Raw genomic sequence first — 18,212 nt, forward strand, 5'->3', positions numbered from 1 at the left:
TATTACTGGTGATTTTCAGGCTGATGTAAGGTAAATTCCAGCACTGCCGATTCACCCAACATAATCTGGTCACCTTCTTTAAGCTGGTGACCGATCTCAATCGTTTGAATCTTAGTCACATCGCCTTCGGCATCCCTGACCTTGGTTTTATTTAAAGGGGGAATGCCGCCCTCATCGGCATACAAAACGAAACCTGCCGACTCTGCATCCCACTCAATATGCGCATGTTGCCGGCTAACCGAACGGTTGCTGGCGTCGGTACTTGAGTTCGTGAAGGCGATATTGTTCTCGCGGTAAAAGCCGTCGGCAGTTTGAACCTTTTTCTCCCTGCCGATATTCAGTTTGCTTTTAACCGACCTGATGGGGTAAACATCTTTTTCTGCTATGCCATTCAGCACCCTGATGTAGGCCGTAAATTCTTTATGTGTAAGCTGCTTTTTATTCGTTGCGATAAATAATGCCGCGTCGATGTTAGGAGCAACAATGGCTTCGGCAGGCGCGGGTTCAAAAATAAACTCCAGTACCCAGGCTGCAGGAAGCGAAAGGTCGAAGTCGTCAGCAATGCGCTGAACCTCTTCGTCCCTGAAGCGATCCTGTTCAGCCGCAAAAACAGCTGATTCATAGAGGTGACGATCGGCCTCGCTACAAGTCAGGTAGAGGTAAAGTCCTTTGATATTTGCGCCTTCCCCACCCTCAACCTTTTGCAATTGTTCCTTAATAAACTGGAGCAATGCACTGCGTATGCCTTTAACATCCTCCGGCCGTTTGCTTTTGAAAATACTGAGCATGAAAAAATGAGTTGTGTTCTTTATCTAAAGTGTTGTAAAAATACCATTTAGGCGTGTCGTTAAAATTGTTTTCCAAATTGCCTCCGGTTTTTAACAAACCCCTACCGAACCGTATCCGGACCGGCCCGTTCCAAAACAGCACCGAGTGCTGCATCAGTCGGAATTTGCTTCGGGGTTTTGGCCCCGGGGATTGGAAAACCTTTGATATACCCGCGCTTCATCAACTCCGGAATAACATACAATCCAGCATACTTAACCGCTTCGCTTGATCCTTTTGCATTTTCAATCCTCACACAGGTTACAATATGACCGGGGCCATTTGCCTTTGGGGCGAAAAATACATACCACCCGTCATTGATCACCTCGCTTCTTAAAATTCTTTCCGGAGTACCGGTTTTACCTGCTACACTTATGCCCAGGCGATGCACTTTTCCAATGCTTTGCTTGATCATATACCCTTTTACGATTTCTGCATAGCGGGGCTGTTTCACAATCGGGATACCCGCAAGGATTGGCGTAGGGGTTCCACTCACATTTTGTACGTACCTGTTAGGCATCAGGGTTCCGTTGTTTGCAATACCGGCTGCAAGTCTTGCAACGGATGCGGGTGTAGCCACGAGTTCTCCCTGTCCCCACGACATACCAGAGATACCACGGCCACGGGTGCGCCGGATATTGTTTGGATTGTAGATACGCTTACTCAATGCAAATTCTGTTTTCCGCCAGGTATTGCGCCAACGTTCCTGTTGGGCCGTGTTGTTTTGCTCATAATTGTAATAATATCCACCTACCCCATGTAAAAACATTCCTGCCTTCATATAAAGGGTCCCCATCTCTTCTTCGAGGTGTTCGTCATTTGCAAGCTTGATGAAAAACGAATTATTTGAACGAACCAGTGCCCGTTCGATACCAATATTACCAGCCTCATCGGGTTCAAACCCTTTAACCCTGATCAGTTCGCCCCTGCTTATCGGGATAACCTTGTTTGCTGCCGCATCGCCCAGCTTATTAAAGGCTGCAAGTGTAGTCACGAGCTTTGCGGTACTACCAGGTTGGGTGGCAAGGGTAAACCCGATATCACTATTCACGTTCCAACCCGGCAACTTGTTCAATTGAGATTCGCTTAGTGTAAGCATATCCCAGTTGTTGATTGGAGGAAGCGGGTAAGCTGCTGAAGCAAGAACATCGCCGGTACGATCTTCCATGATTACGATGGAGGTTCTCTTCAATTTCAAAGAGTCGTCGAGGGATATTAACCGCTGAAGGCTGGTCTGGAGGGCGGCATCCATGGTTAGTTGTACGTCGCGGTTTTTTTGTTTAAACGCCATCACTTCGGGGCTGTTTATCCCAGCCAGCAGTAAAGGCGTAAGCGCCGAATAGTCGCGGCGGACCACAGTCATTTCACGCGTAGTTCTCGGGAGAAAGCGATCGTGCCGGAACCTGCTTGCACTTACCTGGAATTTTGTTACCGGTGTGGGAAAACCCCGCAGTTCAGCATCGTGTTCGTATTCGGCAAAGTAGCCGTTTGGTGAACCATTGAAAACTCCCGTATTTGCGTCACCTGTCCAGAAGAACATCTGGTCACCAAATGGATAATATCGTTCCAGTCGTTTATGTGATAATGCCTCAAGTTCGGGCTTAGAAATGCCGAGTGCAAGCAGGGAGTCCTGTTGGCTTGCAATCATTTCCGGTTTACTGGTTGCGAGTATCTTCCCTTTTCGGTCGAGCAGGTTTCCTGCCTGAAGCCGGTTGATTAAAATCGATATTCTCGGGTTGTAACTGAACATTCTGGAGCCGCTGCGGTCGGCAACCAACGCGGGCTCTACCACCCACCTGTCGTTATTCAGGAGGTACCGGCCAATGTTAACGGAGAGCAGGACAATGGCCACCAGGGCAGCCACAAGTGCCGGCATCAGGTTGCGATCCTGTTGCCGCATGATAAACTTCATTTGCGCGGGTGATCCGTGTATATGAGAGGCCGACAAAAGAATACCTGCGGCCATCATGTTACTTAAAAGCGATGACCCGCCATAGCTGATGAAAGGCAGTGCAACCCCGGAAAGCGGTAACGCACCGGTGGAACCGCCTGCTATCAACAGAAATTGTACAAACGTACCTATACCAATACCGGCGCATGCATAAAACAGGAACGGCCTGCCCGTTTGACGACCGATAATAATTGCCCGGTGTAGAAATATCAGGAACAGGATAAAGATGCACAGGATACCAGCAAGTCCAAACTCTTCACCAATGGATGGTAAAATCATATCGGTATGGGCCTCGGGGATGGTCTTTGCAAACCCTTCGCCAATACCCTGGCCGGTTGTGCCGCCCGCAGACATGGCCCACATGCCATTGGCCACCTGGTCGCCCCCAAACACCTCGTTGTTCCACGCGTTTTGCCAGATTGCTTTGCGGTCAACAAGCCGCTGTACCGGTCCGGGAAATAATTGATCCAGATAAGGCACCTGGTCGAGCAACATGAAGCCCGCCATAATTACCAGGGCCATCATAGCCGATTCGCTCAGGCGTTTCTTTTTTACCAGCATATACAACCAGGTCAGGCCGAGTGTTACACCTGTAGCGAGCCAAACGTTATCGAGAAGCCAGTTACAAGCAATATAAAGCACCACCGCACCTGCCATAGGAAAAAAGTCACCCCTGGAAAATGAGAACAGAATGATGAAGGTAAAGCAACATACCATTGCCGGTCCAAGGTCGCCGAGGATTAGAAACAACAGGATAGTAGACACGATCGCGACAAGTGCAAAGCCAAAAAAAGACCACCGCTTGTGCCAGGATGCATACTCGGAGATGAATTTTTCGTTGGTTGAAAAATAGCCCGCAAGAAAGATGATCACAACAAACTTGACGATTTCACTCGGCTGAAAACCCAACAGGTTTACCTTAACCCCGCTTCCCTCTGGACCTGTTCCAAAGAAGATGGTTAGTGCAAGCAAGCTGACTGCAACAATAGCCCAGGGCCATCCATTAGCGGCCCTTCGATCGCTTTTAAATACAAACAACCGGTAAAGGCCAGAGTCGGTTGTAAATTTCTTTAGGTCAAATAACAGTAAGATCAAAATACCGCCCATGCCTGCGGCAAAATAAGTAAGGGTATTTTTTGCCAAAAAGCGGTCGCGCAACGGATCCTGTAAACTAAACAACGTAATAAACGAAAAGCCGGTAAGGAGCATAAGTACCGGCAACAGCATTTGATCAGCAGAACGAAAGCGATAGCTGAGCAGGATATGCAACAAGAAAAAAGAACCAAAAAAAGTCGCCACGATGATCCAAAACCAACGGGTCACTTCTTCCGGGGTTCGTACGATAAAAGCCTTTTCTTTTTTCAGGTTAGAGAAGTCACGTCCAGAAAACAACCGTAGGGTTTGTGGAGCCTGCGTAAAGCTCATTACCATCTCCTGCTTTAGTTGTTGAACTCCCTGGGAAGAGCCATATTGGTATCCGGGCCGAAGCGGTAAAACTTCGAAAGATTTATCTAATGGAAGACCATTAAAGGAAAATTTGCCCTGAGCATCGGTTCGTGCGTAAGCGGTGAAACTTTCCAGTGTTCGTTTGCCAACTGAGTCAACCAGGTAAAGACGGCGGATGCCGTTGCGAAACTCCACCTTCTTATTTTCAATTTCAGAAGCCAGGTCAGTATACACGCTATCGGGTGGTACCACCAGTTGCAAACGCACCAAAACCCCAGAAACACCAACACTGGTTGCCTCACCCACAGTACCGGAAATCCTGCCCTGGCCCAGGCCTATCGATTGCGAAGCCGGCACCTGGATGGGATTACGCTTCTCTTTTTCGAACATTTCTGCATCGCTTTCGGAAAAGCCTAAAACCAGGCGCGAAACCGTAACCCTTTTTTTGAATGACTCTCCGCCACTTGCAAAGGCTTGCTCAGCCGGAATGTTGTACCGCGACTTGTTCAACTCTCCAATGTTGTCAATGTCTTCTCCCGAAGCTGCGCTACCACGCTCAACTGCAGCACTGATGAGTGCAATATCCTTTTGATCCTGGAAATAAAATCCCCTTGTCAGCAGGGAACGCATGCGCTCGCCGGGGCGGTCGGCATTCAGGTTCATAATACTGCCATCGCGTAACCTGCGCGGCACGTCTGAAAAGTCTTTCTCCAGCACCTTAAACAGCTGGAAAAAACTAAAAGCCATTACAACGGTTATCAGAGCCAGGAAAACCCGTTCTATGTTTCGATTGCCTGATTCGTTAGCAGTTAAACCCATACTTGCCCTCGTGATTATTGTGTTAGTGAGTCGGTAACGATCGGCCATTCAGAAAGATTGCCTGATACCGGTAAACCTTGTGGAAACATAAACTGGTATTGAACAGGAATACGAACGTTTTTAAATTGTACATTCTTCAGGTGAAGGCCCTTATTCTGTACCAAAACACCGACGTCAAAATTCTCCAGTGTAAGACTATCCAGCAATACATAACGGCAGGATGTGCCCAGTGTAAAAGCGGGACCGGTGTAGCTGCTATCACCAACCAGGGTTGCCCCATTTCCCATTATATGTAAGGAATCGTTGTTTATAAGTACTGAGTCGGTTATGGTCAATGGCGGTGCACCTGCAGCCGCAATCACAAAAACTTCTCCATTACTCGCGGCACCAATACTGTCTACAAAACGACGTTCCTGTTCGTTTCGGTCTTTTTTTACAATGATGTTTGAAGACTGTTGCTGGTACACCCTCTTATTGTGATAACCCTTATAGAGCAACCAGAGAAAGGCGCCAAGCAGAACCAGGCAAAGTATCGATAGGATTGGTACGGTGCTGCTTTTTTTGGGTTCGGTGATGATGGTTTCAGTAGCGCTCAGGGGTTTCAGTGAAACTTCGTCTTCTACAGGATCCTCGGTTTGCTTCAGGCTTACCGCCGGCCTGAGTGCCTCCTGCTTGACCGGCGCCTTATCGTTATGCACCAATACAACGGTAATATTATCCTTACCGCCAGCGTCGTTCGCGGCCTTGACAAGCGCTTTTCCTTTCTCTACAAGGGAGCTGTTGCTATTAAGGATGCTAATCATTTGGCCATTGCTGATCATATCCGACAGGCCATCGCTGCACAACAGGAGGTAGTCACCTGGCAGAAAGGGCGAGTCAGCTGTTTCCAGGTACTCATCGGCATTAAACTGTGCATCAAAGCCAAGTGCTTTATTGATTTCATTGCGCTTAGGGTGCCGCATTGCTGCATCCTCGGATAAACGGCCATTGTCCTCCAGGAAGCCCACGAAGGAGTGATCTTTCGTAATTTTTACCAGGGAATTATCGCGAAGCAGGTAAAGTCGCGTATCTCCCACATGACAGTAATAGAACTTGTTTTCTTTGATGTCGACCAGTGCCAGGGTAACCACACAAGCCATTTGCGCGTTGTTTGGCTCACTCTTACGTTGCTGCTGAATTTTTTCATTTGCAGCAACAAACGAGCGCTTCATAATCGCAAACACATCGTCTCCTCCCTTCTTCAAATGCTCAAGAATCATGTCGCGGGCAATACGTGCCGCCACTTCACCCCCGCTATATCCGCCGACCCCGTCGATCACGCAGGCTGCAATGAAACGTCCATTTGAAACGGGTTCAACTAGAAAAGCGTCTTCGTTGTTGCCGCGAACCTTCCCGGTATCGGTAATTCCAAAATAGTTACTCGCCATTACGATGGGATTTTTTGATATCTAAAAAGTTTGCCACCAACAGCAAAACGCAGATGATAAAAATGGCAACTGATAAGAATACGTGCATCGACATTATGCTTTAAATATGTTTATTCCAACGATCCCGTTCAGTACAATTCGCGAGTTGACCGGGAGTTCTACCCAGGTTGGTTTACCAGGCTCGCAAGCCGCCACTTCCTGCTCGTTTAAGACGGTCTTTTCGCCAAATGAAGCAAGTTGAAATTTGTTGTCCTGCTGATTGTGCCGTATTTGTAGATGCGGAGAGTTGACCCAATCGGAAGGTATCCTGAAGATATTTGTACCAGTGCGCTGTTCATCCTTACCTGATACCGTAATTTCTTCATCTTTCATCAGGTATTCAATCTTTTTACCGGCGTACTCCTTATCCGGTACAATCGTTTCCAGGCGCGCCAGCACTGCCGGTTCGGTGTTGGTAATGTTGCCTTCGTCTACAACCAGGTCTTCACGGTAAGTAACTTCATAATACCCCTCGCTATAGAACGTAAATCCGTCAAGAATGTCGGGATTGATGTCGAAGGTTTGCGCTATGCCCGTCTGCCTGGGGATGTACGTCACCCGCAGGTTTTCTTCCTTTTGCTGCGCGTTGCCGGGGAGCAGTTTGCCAATAAAGCTTTTGTCGCCCCTGGGATAGTCGGGGTGTGAAACAAAACGGAAAACCCACTTATTGCTGGACGGCTGAACCGTTTTCCCCTGTGCCCGATATCCTTTTAGAATGGTGTAAAACTGGTTGACGGACTCATGAATAATTAATCCAAAAATGCCCTTTTTATTGGCCATGAAGCCATTGTAATCCTCGGGGTTGAAACAAATGATAAACTCATGAAAAAAAACAATCCGGTTTGCAAACGACAGCTGGCCTATCGACTCCTTGAACTTTTCTATTATGTATTTATAAACATCGTCAGGGGTTAAAACAGGCACCTGTTCCCTGGTAACGGTTGCCTCCTTTTTCAGAAACCAGTCGTGCAATCCAATGCGTTGCCAAAAAGAAGTGTTACTCATTCAGTCGTCTTGTTTTGTGGATTAGGTAATATCGCGGGTTACAACAAAACTAGTCGGAACCGTCATTCCTTTTTCTTCTTTCCAAAAAGCTTGTCGAAAAATTTCTTTAGGCCACGTTTTTTTTCCTTTTCTTCCTCAGGCTTAGCTTTTTCGCTGTCTGACTTTTTAGGCAGCTTTCGCTCGGTAATCGTTGACATACCAGCGGAGTCGGTGTTTGAAACAAGATTATATACTATGGCATTGTACGACTGCCGGTGCAATTTGTTTTGGGCATAAAATCGTGTGGGCGGATTGGTGATGACCGTTCGGGAGCCGAGTAATAACGGGTCCTGGTTGCCGGGCACCCTAAGGCTGTCCCAGGTTCTGCCGGCATTTACCGAATAGTAGTAAAAGCGATTTTCGGGATTGAAATAGACGTTTTTATCAGGGTAGAAATGAACCTCTGTTTGTTCTTCACCGGGTTGGGTTGAGCAGCCTGCAGCTAATAATAAAACTGGCAAAAGCAGGCTGGCTAAACGAAATTCGGGTGACAACATAAGGGGTAAAATTTGGGTTAGAATAGTCAAAGACCATTCCAGCTGAAAAATTACCATTTCAACAGCTAAGTATAAGCAAGCGAAATCTTAAAGTTGCGGAATTGGTCACCTAGTCAGAAGAAAGCAAGCCTGGGAAGATCGATTGCAATGCGGTCGCAGGTTGACATAACTCTGCGGGAAGGCTTGTATTTGATTGGTATACCGGGCAGGTAATGCCTGTGTAAGTTGGGTGGTCCCTGGAGAATGATGAGATGGAAAAAGGGGTTGCTAAAACAAGGGTTTGACAAAACCTGCATTTACGCCGGCACTCATAAGACGCATATTTCCGATGCCAATACCGGTCAACGGGAGTTTCACATATGGCTCAACCCTGAACTGCCAGTCGCCCTGGAACTTACCACTATAACCGATACCCAAGTTGGCCATTGCCAAAAAGTTGTTGGTACTGTTCCGGTAAGTTAACCGGCGTTGCATAATCTGCCAGTTATACCGGTAGGTATAATAATAATCCTCCTTTTTCATGATGTATGAGGAAACTCCTGCGGTAACAAACCAGTTTGCCTGTGGCCGCACGATCGCATTATATCTGCCATTGAGCGAGATGTCGATCATGTTACACTTACCCCAAACATTTTCAATTTTGTAATTGGCAGGAATGGAGGTGCGCTGCTTGTCAAAGTATTCGCCGGTGCTGAAATAGGATTTTTTCTCCAGGAATGCAGACGCTTCCACCGCAAGTCGTTTGTTTATGGCATAACCGGCAACCAGGCCAATGCTAATACCCGGATCTTTTACTTTTTGAAATTCGATAAAGCTGATGTCGGTGCCAACCAGCACCCCCGCATAAAACCGTTTTGTTTTGTTTATCTCCGGCATAAGACTGTTGCCTGCGATTACAACTTCAGCAGCAGCATTGGAGTCGACCGGTACAGGGGTGTTCCCATTGTTCTGGTTGAGGATCGTGTCTGTTGCTGGTTTTGCTGCACCCGCAATTTTGTCGTCCTGCTTGATTTCGATTGGCAGGGTGTTAGCTCCGGATGGCCGGATACTTCCCTTTGCAGCCGGCAGCGCGGGTTGTTTGTTGCTATTGAGCGCCATCTGAGCCGGCAGTTTGTTGCGGGAAGACAAGGCTTGATGGTGAGGTCCCGGTTTCTGCTGTTTGATGGTGTAGGTTCGAGCGTTGTTTATTGCAGCCTTAGCGGGGGACCGGTTTGTGTTAGGGTTGACTGGTTGCGACACCGGGGTGTTTTCTGCTGGAACGGGGTTCGATTTAACTTCGGTTGTTTTCGATACCAGCTGATCAGCCCCCTTTTCACCAGGCTCCTCATTGCATAACCACGGTAATGGAAGCAAGAGCAGCAACCATAAGAAGTGAAGAAAGTTTTTGTTATTGCCTCTTTTATGACCGTTGTCGTCCTGATCACCTTCCATTCGGGTCATCACCTTATTAAAATCAGCCCCGTCGGTATTGAGGGGATAATCTTCGGCTGCCCGCCTGAATAAGTCATCTATATGGTCATCTACATGTAGCATATTTCCGCTTCACGGTCATTATTCTTTATAAAGTTCTGCAACAAAGTTCTTGCCTTGGAAAGGTTCGACTTAGACGTTCCGACTGCTATGCCCAGCCGGTTTGCGATCTCCTGGTGGGTAAACCCATCGATAACATACATATTGAATACCACCCGGTATCCCGGCGGTAGCTTCTTAATTTGCTGTACAAGCTCCTTGTATAATAGCGATTGATCCGCAGACTGGCTCTTGTCCTCTATCCAGATGCCTTCGTTGGTAATGCCGATCTCGGGTAGGAAGTTGTCTTTGCGAAGTTGATCAATAGCGGTATTGATCATGATGGTTCGCATCCATCCCATCAGGATTACCTCGAGATTGGCTGCGTTTTCATAATGAAACGTGTTCAGCTTTTTAAATACCTTAACGAAGCCGTCATTTACCACGTCTACAGCCCTGTCGTAACGGTAGATGTAGCGAAAAACGATTTTAAGGCAATAGCCATAGTAACGTTCATAAAGATGCCGCTGATCTTTTTGCACGTTTTGCATGCAGCCTGCTATGGTATGTTGCAAACTCTCCAGCTTCTAAGGGGGTTTGGGAATGAATACGTGAGGGTATGCTTTGTGGTTGCTTACCCGGGTACAAATTATTGAATTTTGAGTATTGTTGTGAGGTGGGTGTTGAGGGATTGGGTATTTAGATATTAAGGTATTGGGTATTGAGGTATTGGGTATCGGGAGGAAAGTTGATTGGTTGATAAGTGGATTGGTTGATTGATTGGGGATTGAGGTATTGAGGTATTGGGTATTTAGGTATCGGGAGGAAAGTTGATTGGTTGATAAGTTGATTGGTTGATAAGTTGAGAGGTATTGGAGGTTTTGACTTTTGGCTTTTGACTTCTGACTTTTGACTTTGCCTCCCAACTTTTGGCCTTTGACTTTTTACTTTTGATTTAATTGGGCATGATAGTACATGATGCCATGGTACTGCATTACTTTTACTTTTAGTGCATTGATTGAATAGCCATATAGAAAAAAACTGCTCATGGGTGTTATTTTAGGGGTGCTTTTCCATTTCATAGGCGGTTTCGCCTCCGGGAGTTTCTACATACCTTATAAAAAAGTTAGAGGTTGGGCATGGGAAAGCTACTGGATCATTGGTGGCCTCTTTTCATGGCTGATCGTTCCACCCCTCGCTGCTTACTTAACCATCCCCAATTTTTCTGAAATCATTTCCAGCCAGGGCTCCAGTGTGCTGGGAACCACTTACCTGTTTGGCCTGCTTTGGGGTATCGGCGGACTTACCTACGGATTAGGGGTTCGTTACCTGGGTGTTTCACTGGGTAGCAGTATCATCCTCGGCCTGTGTATGGTATTTGGCTCTATATTACCTTCCATCTATTACGATTTCTTTCCGCAGGATGGAAAAGATACGTTTACCACTTTCATGAGTACGACCTGGGGGCTTACGGTTATGGCGGGCCTAGCGGTTTGTGTGATAGGAATTATTGTTTGTGGTAAAGCCGGCACTATGAAAGAGCGCGAGATAAATGCCAGCGGAACAGATCCCCATGGTATGACCGTGGCAACCGAGTACAAATTCGGACTGGGTATCTTCGTCGCTATCGTTTCAGGTGTTTTAAGTGCTTGTTTCAATTTTGGGATTGAAGCAGGAAAACCTATGGCGGATACGGCTAACGAATTGTGGAAAGCAGCTAATCCGGCAGAAACCGGCAATTTTCTGTACCAGAACAATGTAACGTATGTTGTAGTTTTATGGGGCGGCTTAACAACCAACCTGATCTGGTGTATGATCTTAAACGCTCGCAATAAAAGCTTTGGGGATTACACCAATAAAAACACCCCGCTTTTAAGAAATTACTTCTTCTCTGCGCTTGCAGGTGCTACCTGGTTTTTACAATTTTTCTTTTACGGTATGGGGGAAAGCAAGATGGGCAATGGTGCAAGTTCATGGATACTTCACATGGCCTTTATCATCCTTATTGCCAATTGCTGGGGTCTGGCGCTGAAGGAATGGAAGGGTGTGAGCAAAAAAACGTTTTCAACAGTAGTTGCGGGTATCCTCATCATCATACTCTCTGTACTGATTGTAGGATATGGCAACTCGATCAAATAATTCATAATTTTAAAACATACCTGATATGGCAGTGAATGCATCAACAAAGTTTAAGCATGTAAGCTACTTGTGGGATGACGCCAAGGCTTCCGCGCTTGAAGGTGACGAAGTAGCCTTATTGATTTACCGGTCGAACCTGTTGGGCGCCGACTTGAGGCTCACCAACTATGGCGGTGGCAATACTTCGTGTAAAGCAATGGCGAAAGATCCATTGACCGGGGAGCAAAAAGAGATCATGTGGGTGAAGGGCTCGGGTGGCGACCTTGGAACACTAAAAAGAACCGGGCTGGCAGCTTTATACGTTGATCGTCTTCGCAGCCTTGCCAACGTATATCGGGGCATTGAACACGAAGATGAAATGGTTGAGCTTTTCAACCATTGCATTTACGACCTTCAGTCAAAAGCACCTTCTATTGATACGCCTCTTCACGGCTTCCTGCCTTTTAAACATATCGACCACCTTCACCCCGATGCTGCAATTGCAATTGCCGCTGCCAAAGACGGAAAGCGCATAACCGAAGAATTGTTCAACGGAACAATCGGTTGGGTAGAATGGCAAAAACCAGGCTTTGATCTTGGTTTGAAAATGAAGCAATGCCTTGATGCAAATCCTGGCATTCGCGGAATTATGCTGGGTAGCCATGGTTTGTTTACCTGGGGCGATACCGCTTATGAAAGCTATATGAACACGCTTGAAGTAATTGAGCGTTGTGCAGAATACCTCGAAGACAATTACGGCAAAAAAGGACCTGTTTTCGGTGGTCAGAAAATAGAGAGCCTTGCACCTGAACAACGCAGGAAACAGGCTGCTGCGCTTGCACCAATTTTACGTGGTTTCTGCTCCAGCCAAACCCGGATGATTGGTCACTTTACCGATGATGATCGGGTACTCACTTTTATCAACTCGAACGACCTGGAGCGCCTCGCGCCAATGGGTACAAGTTGTCCCGACCACTTCCTGCGTACCAAGATCAGCCCATTGGTGCTGGAACTGGAACCCAACCAGGATCTGAGCGATGTAAACAGCATTAAGCAAAGCCTGGCGCCCCACTTCGAAGCGTACCGCAAGATGTACGGCGAGTATTACAACACCTGCAAACACGATAACAGCCCTGCAATTCGCGATGCCAACCCCGTGGTGATCATCTATCCCGGTGTGGGTATGTTTACGTTTGCAAAAGACAAGCAAACTGCACGTGTTGCAAATGAATTTTACCTGAACGCCATAAACGTGATGCGCGGCGCCGAAGCGATATCCGAGTATACCTCCCTGCCCCGCCAGGAAGCATTTAACATTGAATACTGGTTATTGGAAGAGGCCAAGCTGCAACGTATGCCAAAGCCAAAAGCGCTTTCCGGCAAGATTGCACTGGTAACCGGCAGCGCCGGCGGTATTGGTAAGGCAATCGCAAAGAAATTTGCAGAAGAAGGTGCTTGTGTAATTATCAACGACATCAACACCGAAAGAATGGAAGGCGCTATGAGCGAGTTCCAAAAAACCTTTGGTCGCGACACTGCTGCCTCTACCCTGCTTGACGTTACCAACGAGCAAACCATCGAAGCCGCTTTCGAAGCAGCGGCGCTTGCTTTTGGCGGTATCGACATTATTGTGAACAATGCGGGTATCAGTACGTCGAAACCACTGCAGGATCATACCATCGCAGACTGGGATAAACTTTATGACATATTGGTAAAAGGCCAGTTCCTGGTATCTAAAGCCGGAACCAACATCTTGCGCAAACAGGCACTTGGTGGCGACATCATCAACATCGTATCAAAGAACTCTGTAGTTGCCGGGCCAAACAATGCCGGTTACGGTTCTGCCAAAGCCGCACAGGCACACCTTACCAGGTTGCTTGCAGCCGAACTTGGCGCCGATAAGATACGCGTGAACACAGTTAACCCCGATGCCGTGATTGCCGACTCAAACATTTGGGCAGGCGGATGGGCCGAGGGTCGTGCAAAAGCTTACGGCATTACCGTTGAAGAACTCCCTGCTTATTATGCCAAGCGCACGCTGATGAATGAAACCATTCTGCCGGACGATATCGCAAATGCATGCTTTGTATTCGTAGGCGGATTGCTCAACAAGTCCACCGGTAACATTTTGAATGTTGACGGTGGTGTTGCGGCCGCTTTCGTAAGATAATCTACTCCTGGTCTCCGGCCCGGGGCCGGAGACCTTAATTTTATAGCTGTCTCTATGTATCGGATTGCTTTTAAAATGCAGTTGTTTCCCGGGTACGAAGAAGAGTACAAACGGCGCCATGATGAACTGTGGCCCGAACTTGCCGACCTATTGAAAAAAACCGGCATTCACGAGTATTCGATTTTTCTTGACGAAAGCTCGCACAGCCTTTTTGGTTTTATGAAAGCAGAAGATCCTGCTGCGCTCGACGATCTTCCGAACCATGAAGTAATGCAACGTTGGTGGAAGTACATGGGTGATATCATGGCTTCAAACCCCGACAACTCTCCCGTAAGCACCCCGTTGAAAGAAGTATTTTACTTACCTTAAACATTTGACTATGCCATTTGAAAAATATAAGATCGAGGAACATAATGCCGACCTGCAGAAGGAACATAAACGCAGGTTTGAATTTGCCGCAGAGGGTGTAAAAGATCTTAAAACTGTTTTGAAGAAGCTGGAAGTATTCCAGGTAGCAATTCCGAGTTGGGCGCTTGGCACCGGCGGAACCAGGTTTGGTCGCTTTGCAGGCGCAGGTGAACCCCGAAGCCTTGAAGAAAAAATTGAAGACGTAGGTTTACTACATGCATTGAATAAATCGAGTGGTGCCATATCGCTGCATATCCCCTGGGATATTCCGGAAAACGCCAAGTCAATAAAGGCGCTTGCTGCCCAACATGGCTTACGCTTCGATGCAGTAAACTCAAATACCTTCCAGGATCAGCAAACCCAGGAGTTGAGTTACAAATACGGCTCACTTCAACACGTTGACAAAGGGGTACGAAAACAAGCTATCGAGCACAATATACAGGTGATTAAACACGGTATAGAGTTGGGCTCCGACTCATTAACGGTTTGGTTGGCGGATGGCTCCTCTTTTCCCGGCCAGCTAAACTTTCGCAAAGCCTACCAAAACACGCTTGACAGTTTAACAGAGATATACAGTGCCCTGCCGGCCGATTGGAAGTTGTTTTTAGAATATAAGGCATACGAGCCAAACTTCTATTCTACCACGGTGGCCGATTGGGGACAGTCGTATTCGATGGTAACGAAGCTTGGTAAAAAAGCCTACACCCTGGTTGACCTTGGTCACCACCTTCCTAATGCAAACATTGAGCAGATTGTAGCCCTGCTGCTAAACGAAGGAAAGCTGGGTGGCTTTCATTTTAACGACTCCAAGTACGGCGACGACGACCTTACGGTGGGCAGCATTAATCCATACCAGCTATTCCTGATCTTTTATGAACTGGTAGCCGGTATGGATGAAAAAGGCATGAACCATGCTACCGACCTGGGTTGGATGATCGACGCATCGCATAACGTAAAAGACCCGTTGGAAGATTTGTTGCAATCAGTTGACGCCATAAAAATTGCCTATGCCCAGGCCCTGCTCGTAGACGCTGATGAACTTGAAGCAGCACGCGAAGCAAATGACGTGGTAAGGGCACAGGAGATACTGCAAAATGCATATCGTACCGATGTGCGCCCATTGGTTGCGGAGTCGCGCCTGCGTGCAGGTGCAGCGCTGGAGCCATTGAAGTTGTTCCGCAAACTCGGTGTTCGCGAAGACCTGATCAAAACACGTGGAAGAAAAACAGTTGCCACCGGACTTTAACGGGCAGATGGTTACTAAACCACTGCAATGACCTGATAAATACGAATGCCGGTGACCTTTTTTTATGGAACCGGCATTTGTTTTTTGTGGATCATCGTTGCTACGCTCAGTTCAAAGGCAATGCAGTGATTGAGCAAAAACATACACCGGAGCACAATAGTGTACTTTGATATTTTCTCCGGCTTCCATTTATTATGTTATAGCGGGAAAAAGGGCAATTCTCACGTAATCGGTAGCTGGAGCAGTGTAAATGGATTGTTAGCGATTGCTGCGTATTGAACAGGAAGTACAAGGGAGTGACACAACGATGTGGACTGATGTGCAAATGCCGGTGCCATAAAAAAAACTGCATTTGTGTACCAACCGGGAAGTCGATGCCGAACCTGCTTATTGTGCCTGCACAGCAAAAAAATAACCCTAAAAAACATAGTGCAATATGGGCTTGTCGACCAACCAAAAACAAGGGGCCGCTAAATCGCAAACGCCAAACAAAGGCGAACCGGTTATTGCGATTATCGATGTGGGTAAAACAAACAAAAAACTCTTTTTGTTTGATCAGCATTATAACATTGTTTACGAAAGGTCGGCCCGCTTTACTGAAACTGTTGATGAAGACGGGGATCCCTGTGAAAACCTCGAAAGCCTTAGGCTGTCGGTATTCGACTCGATGCACGATGTGTTTACGAAGAAAGAATACGACGTAAAGGCCGTAAATTTTTCGACCTACGGCGCCAGCTTTGTATATATTGATGAGGCCGGCAGACCAGTAGCTCCACTTTACAATTACCTGAAGCCGTACCCCGAAGAACTGAAGAAGCAGTTTTATGATACCTATGGCGGGGAAGATGACTTTTCGTACCAGACGGCTTCGCCGGTGCTGGGCAACCTGAATTCGGGAATGCAACTATACCGCATTAAGTACCAGAAACCGGAGTTGTTCCAAAAAATAAAGTATGCCCTTCACCTGCCGCAATACATGAGTTACCTGATCAGCGGTAATGTGTGTTCGGATATTACAAGCATCGGCTGCCACACAAACCTTTGGAATTTTATAAAAAACGATTACCATGAATGGGTGTACAGGGAAGGGATTTCGAATAAACTGGCGCCCATATTGTCCTGCGATCATGTGAACCCTGCTGCGTTCCCCGGAAGCGATTATTGTGTAGGCGTTGGCTTGCACGATAGTTCGGCGGCCCTCATACCTTACCAGGTAAATTTTCTTGAACCATTTGTACTCATATCTACCGGAACCTGGTGCATTAGCCTGAACCCTTTTAATGATACCCCACTTACATTCGACGAACTAAGGAATGACTGCCTGTGCTATATGCACTATCGCGGTGGTCCCGTAAAAGCATCCCGGTTTTTCGGCGGCAATGAACATGAAGAACAGGTGAAACGGATCGCCGATCACTTCAACCAAAATATGCTGGCCTACCGTACGATGGAATTTGAACCGTCGATTATAACACGGCTACAGGACAAAACGGCACCGGGTACCGCTGCAAACAGGGGCAGCCTGCTGATGAAAGAATCCATCTTTGCGCAACGAAACCTGGATGATTTCGCCGACGACACGGAAGCCTACCACCAGCTCATACTTGATATTGTACACCAGCAAAAAGCTTCTACCGCGCTGGTACTTAAAGACACCCCGGTTAAAAGGTTGTTTGTTGACGGGGGCTTTAGTAAAAATGCGATCTACATGAACCTGCTGGCGCGAATGTTTCCGCAAATGGAAGTATTTGCCGCATCTATGGCGCAGGCCACGGCTGTGGGCACGGCACTATCGATACACCAGGCATGGAACAAAAATCCGTTTCCCAACAACCTGATTGAACTTAAATACTACTCTGTTGCCGGAGTAAGCATGTAATTACCACCTATACATACCGGTATATGCAAGACTTTATCTGCACCACCTGCGGTATTCAATATGAACCTGCAGACAAGGCACCTGAACATTGCCCCATATGTGAAGACGAACGACAGTATTTAAATCCTGGCGGACATAGTTTTACCAGTCTTGAACAGGTAAACCGCCAGCACAAAAACGTGATCGAGCAGGTTACGCCAACTATTTACGCGATATACTCAACCCCAACTTTCGCGATCGGCCAAAGGGCACACCTGGTGCTTACCCCCGGAGGAAACATCCTCTGGGATTGCATTACCAATATCGACAGCAGCACAATCAGCCTGATCAATGCCCTTGGTGGTATAAAGGCTATTGCTATTTCACATCCGCACTTTTATTCTACGATGGTTGAATGGAGTAAAGCCTTTAATGCCCCTTTATATATTAATGAAGCAGACCGGGTTTGGCTGGGCCGAACTGGTGAAAAAATGATTTTTTGGCAGCAAGAAGCAACCTTATGGGATGGAATCAAGCTGGTACAGTGTGGCGGTCATTTTGAAGGTTCGGCTGTAATGCACCTGCCTGGTAACGGTGGTGCCTTGTTTGCCGGCGATACCCTGCAGGTGGCCCCCGACCTGAAAACCGTATCGTTTATGTACAGCTATCCAAACCTGGTACCCCTGGCTGCACCTGCAATAAACCGGATTGAAAAATCGCTTGAAAAGCTGGAATACGAACGGGTTTATGGTGCTTTTGGCCGCTATCTCCTGCACAATGCCAAAGCTTCCGTCGCCTGGTCGATAGAACGATACCGAAAAATCTATAGCAAGGATAACTGAGGCAAGGCAGTGC

General features: G+C 47.2%; 13 protein-coding genes. 6 read left to right on the forward strand and 7 right to left on the reverse strand.

The annotated features are described in order from the left end of the window. Window positions 1-2: 2 nt before the first annotated feature. The 7 genes from EXU57_RS10785 to EXU57_RS10815 all read right to left on the reverse strand — a co-directional run bounded on the left by EXU57_RS10785 (window position 3) and on the right by EXU57_RS10815 (window position 10,108). Window positions 3-788, reverse strand: coding sequence for an FHA domain-containing protein (locus EXU57_RS10785; protein ID WP_133268210.1), 786 nt, complete (start codon window positions 786-788; stop codon window positions 3-5). A gap of 101 nt (window positions 789-889) precedes the next feature. Beyond that, complete coding sequence (locus tag EXU57_RS10790) at window positions 890-5,089, reverse strand: FtsW/RodA/SpoVE family cell cycle protein (RefSeq protein ID WP_243745567.1); 4,200 nt, start codon at window positions 5,087-5,089, stop codon at window positions 890-892. Beyond that, window positions 5,056-6,468, reverse strand: a complete 1,413-nt coding sequence (locus EXU57_RS10795; RefSeq protein WP_133268211.1) for a PP2C family protein-serine/threonine phosphatase — start codon at window positions 6,466-6,468, stop codon at window positions 5,056-5,058. The genes EXU57_RS10790 and EXU57_RS10795 overlap by 34 nt, the downstream gene beginning before the upstream one ends. Window positions 6,469-6,561: 93 nt before the next feature. After that, entirely contained in the window at window positions 6,562-7,512 is a 951-nt protein-coding gene (locus EXU57_RS10800) for a hypothetical protein (protein ID WP_133268212.1), read from the reverse strand. A gap of 62 nt (window positions 7,513-7,574) precedes the next feature. Next, entirely contained in the window at window positions 7,575-8,048 is a 474-nt protein-coding gene (locus EXU57_RS10805; RefSeq protein ID WP_133268213.1) for a hypothetical protein, read from the reverse strand. A gap of 267 nt (window positions 8,049-8,315) precedes the next feature. After that, complete coding sequence (locus EXU57_RS10810) at window positions 8,316-9,581, reverse strand: hypothetical protein (RefSeq protein ID WP_133268214.1); 1,266 nt, start codon at window positions 9,579-9,581, stop codon at window positions 8,316-8,318. Further along, the gene (locus tag EXU57_RS10815) at window positions 9,569-10,108 is read right to left on the reverse strand and encodes an RNA polymerase sigma factor (protein ID WP_133268215.1); all 540 of its coding nucleotides are present in this window, start codon (window positions 10,106-10,108) and stop codon (window positions 9,569-9,571) included. The genes EXU57_RS10810 and EXU57_RS10815 overlap by 13 nt, the downstream gene beginning before the upstream one ends. 496 nt (window positions 10,109-10,604) lie before the next feature. On the opposite strand from EXU57_RS10815, the gene rhaT reads away from it, so the two are divergent. From rhaT to EXU57_RS10845, 6 genes are all read left to right on the forward strand, one after another. Next, a complete protein-coding gene (rhaT, locus tag EXU57_RS10820) occupies window positions 10,605-11,696 on the forward strand; it encodes an L-rhamnose/proton symporter RhaT (protein ID WP_133268216.1) in 1,092 nt (363 codons plus the stop codon). Between the two features lie 25 nt (window positions 11,697-11,721). Continuing rightward, entirely contained in the window at window positions 11,722-13,845 is a 2,124-nt protein-coding gene (locus EXU57_RS10825; protein WP_207955458.1) for a bifunctional aldolase/short-chain dehydrogenase, read from the forward strand. Between the two features lie 54 nt (window positions 13,846-13,899). Beyond that, on the forward strand, window positions 13,900-14,214 hold the full coding sequence (rhaM, locus tag EXU57_RS10830; RefSeq protein ID WP_133268217.1) for an L-rhamnose mutarotase: 315 nt from the start codon (window positions 13,900-13,902) through the stop codon (window positions 14,212-14,214). Window positions 14,215-14,224: 10 nt separating this feature from the next. Next, complete coding sequence (locus EXU57_RS10835; protein ID WP_133268218.1) at window positions 14,225-15,499, forward strand: TIM barrel protein; 1,275 nt, start codon at window positions 14,225-14,227, stop codon at window positions 15,497-15,499. A gap of 436 nt (window positions 15,500-15,935) precedes the next feature. Further along, window positions 15,936-17,378, forward strand: a complete 1,443-nt coding sequence (locus EXU57_RS10840) for an FGGY-family carbohydrate kinase (RefSeq protein ID WP_133268219.1) — start codon at window positions 15,936-15,938, stop codon at window positions 17,376-17,378. A 23-nt stretch (window positions 17,379-17,401) separates the two neighbouring features. After that, window positions 17,402-18,199 (forward strand): MBL fold metallo-hydrolase, encoded by a 798-nt coding sequence (locus EXU57_RS10845; protein WP_133268220.1) that lies wholly within the window; start codon window positions 17,402-17,404, stop codon window positions 18,197-18,199. The last annotated feature ends 13 nt before the right edge of the window (window positions 18,200-18,212 follow it).

The organism is Segetibacter sp. 3557_3 (genome assembly GCF_004354985.1).
GTDB lineage: Bacteria > Bacteroidota > Bacteroidia > Chitinophagales > Chitinophagaceae > Segetibacter.

Bases quoted from the DNA above. Each gene is read 5' to 3' on its own strand.
- rhaT (WP_133268216.1), top strand. From the start codon at position 10,605: ATGGGTGTTATTTTAGGGGTGCTTTTCCATTTCATAGGCGGTTTCGCC.
- EXU57_RS10790 (WP_243745567.1), bottom strand. From the start codon at position 5,089: ATGGCCGATCGTTACCGACTCACTAACACAATAATCACGAGGGCAAGT.
- EXU57_RS10785 (WP_133268210.1), bottom strand. From the start codon at position 788: ATGCTCAGTATTTTCAAAAGCAAACGGCCGGAGGATGTTAAAGGCATA.
- EXU57_RS10845 (WP_133268220.1), top strand. From the start codon at position 17,402: ATGCAAGACTTTATCTGCACCACCTGCGGTATTCAATATGAACCTGCA.
- EXU57_RS10815 (WP_133268215.1), bottom strand. From the start codon at position 10,108: ATGCAAAACGTGCAAAAAGATCAGCGGCATCTTTATGAACGTTACTAT.
- EXU57_RS10805 (WP_133268213.1), bottom strand. From the start codon at position 8,048: ATGTTGTCACCCGAATTTCGTTTAGCCAGCCTGCTTTTGCCAGTTTTA.
- EXU57_RS10835 (WP_133268218.1), top strand. From the start codon at position 14,225: ATGCCATTTGAAAAATATAAGATCGAGGAACATAATGCCGACCTGCAG.
- EXU57_RS10840 (WP_133268219.1), top strand. From the start codon at position 15,936: ATGGGCTTGTCGACCAACCAAAAACAAGGGGCCGCTAAATCGCAAACG.
- EXU57_RS10795 (WP_133268211.1), bottom strand. From the start codon at position 6,468: ATGGCGAGTAACTATTTTGGAATTACCGATACCGGGAAGGTTCGCGGC.
- EXU57_RS10825 (WP_207955458.1), top strand. From the start codon at position 11,722: ATGGCAGTGAATGCATCAACAAAGTTTAAGCATGTAAGCTACTTGTGG.
- rhaM (WP_133268217.1), top strand. From the start codon at position 13,900: ATGTATCGGATTGCTTTTAAAATGCAGTTGTTTCCCGGGTACGAAGAA.
- EXU57_RS10810 (WP_133268214.1), bottom strand. From the start codon at position 9,581: ATGCTACATGTAGATGACCATATAGATGACTTATTCAGGCGGGCAGCC.
- EXU57_RS10800 (WP_133268212.1), bottom strand. From the start codon at position 7,512: ATGAGTAACACTTCTTTTTGGCAACGCATTGGATTGCACGACTGGTTT.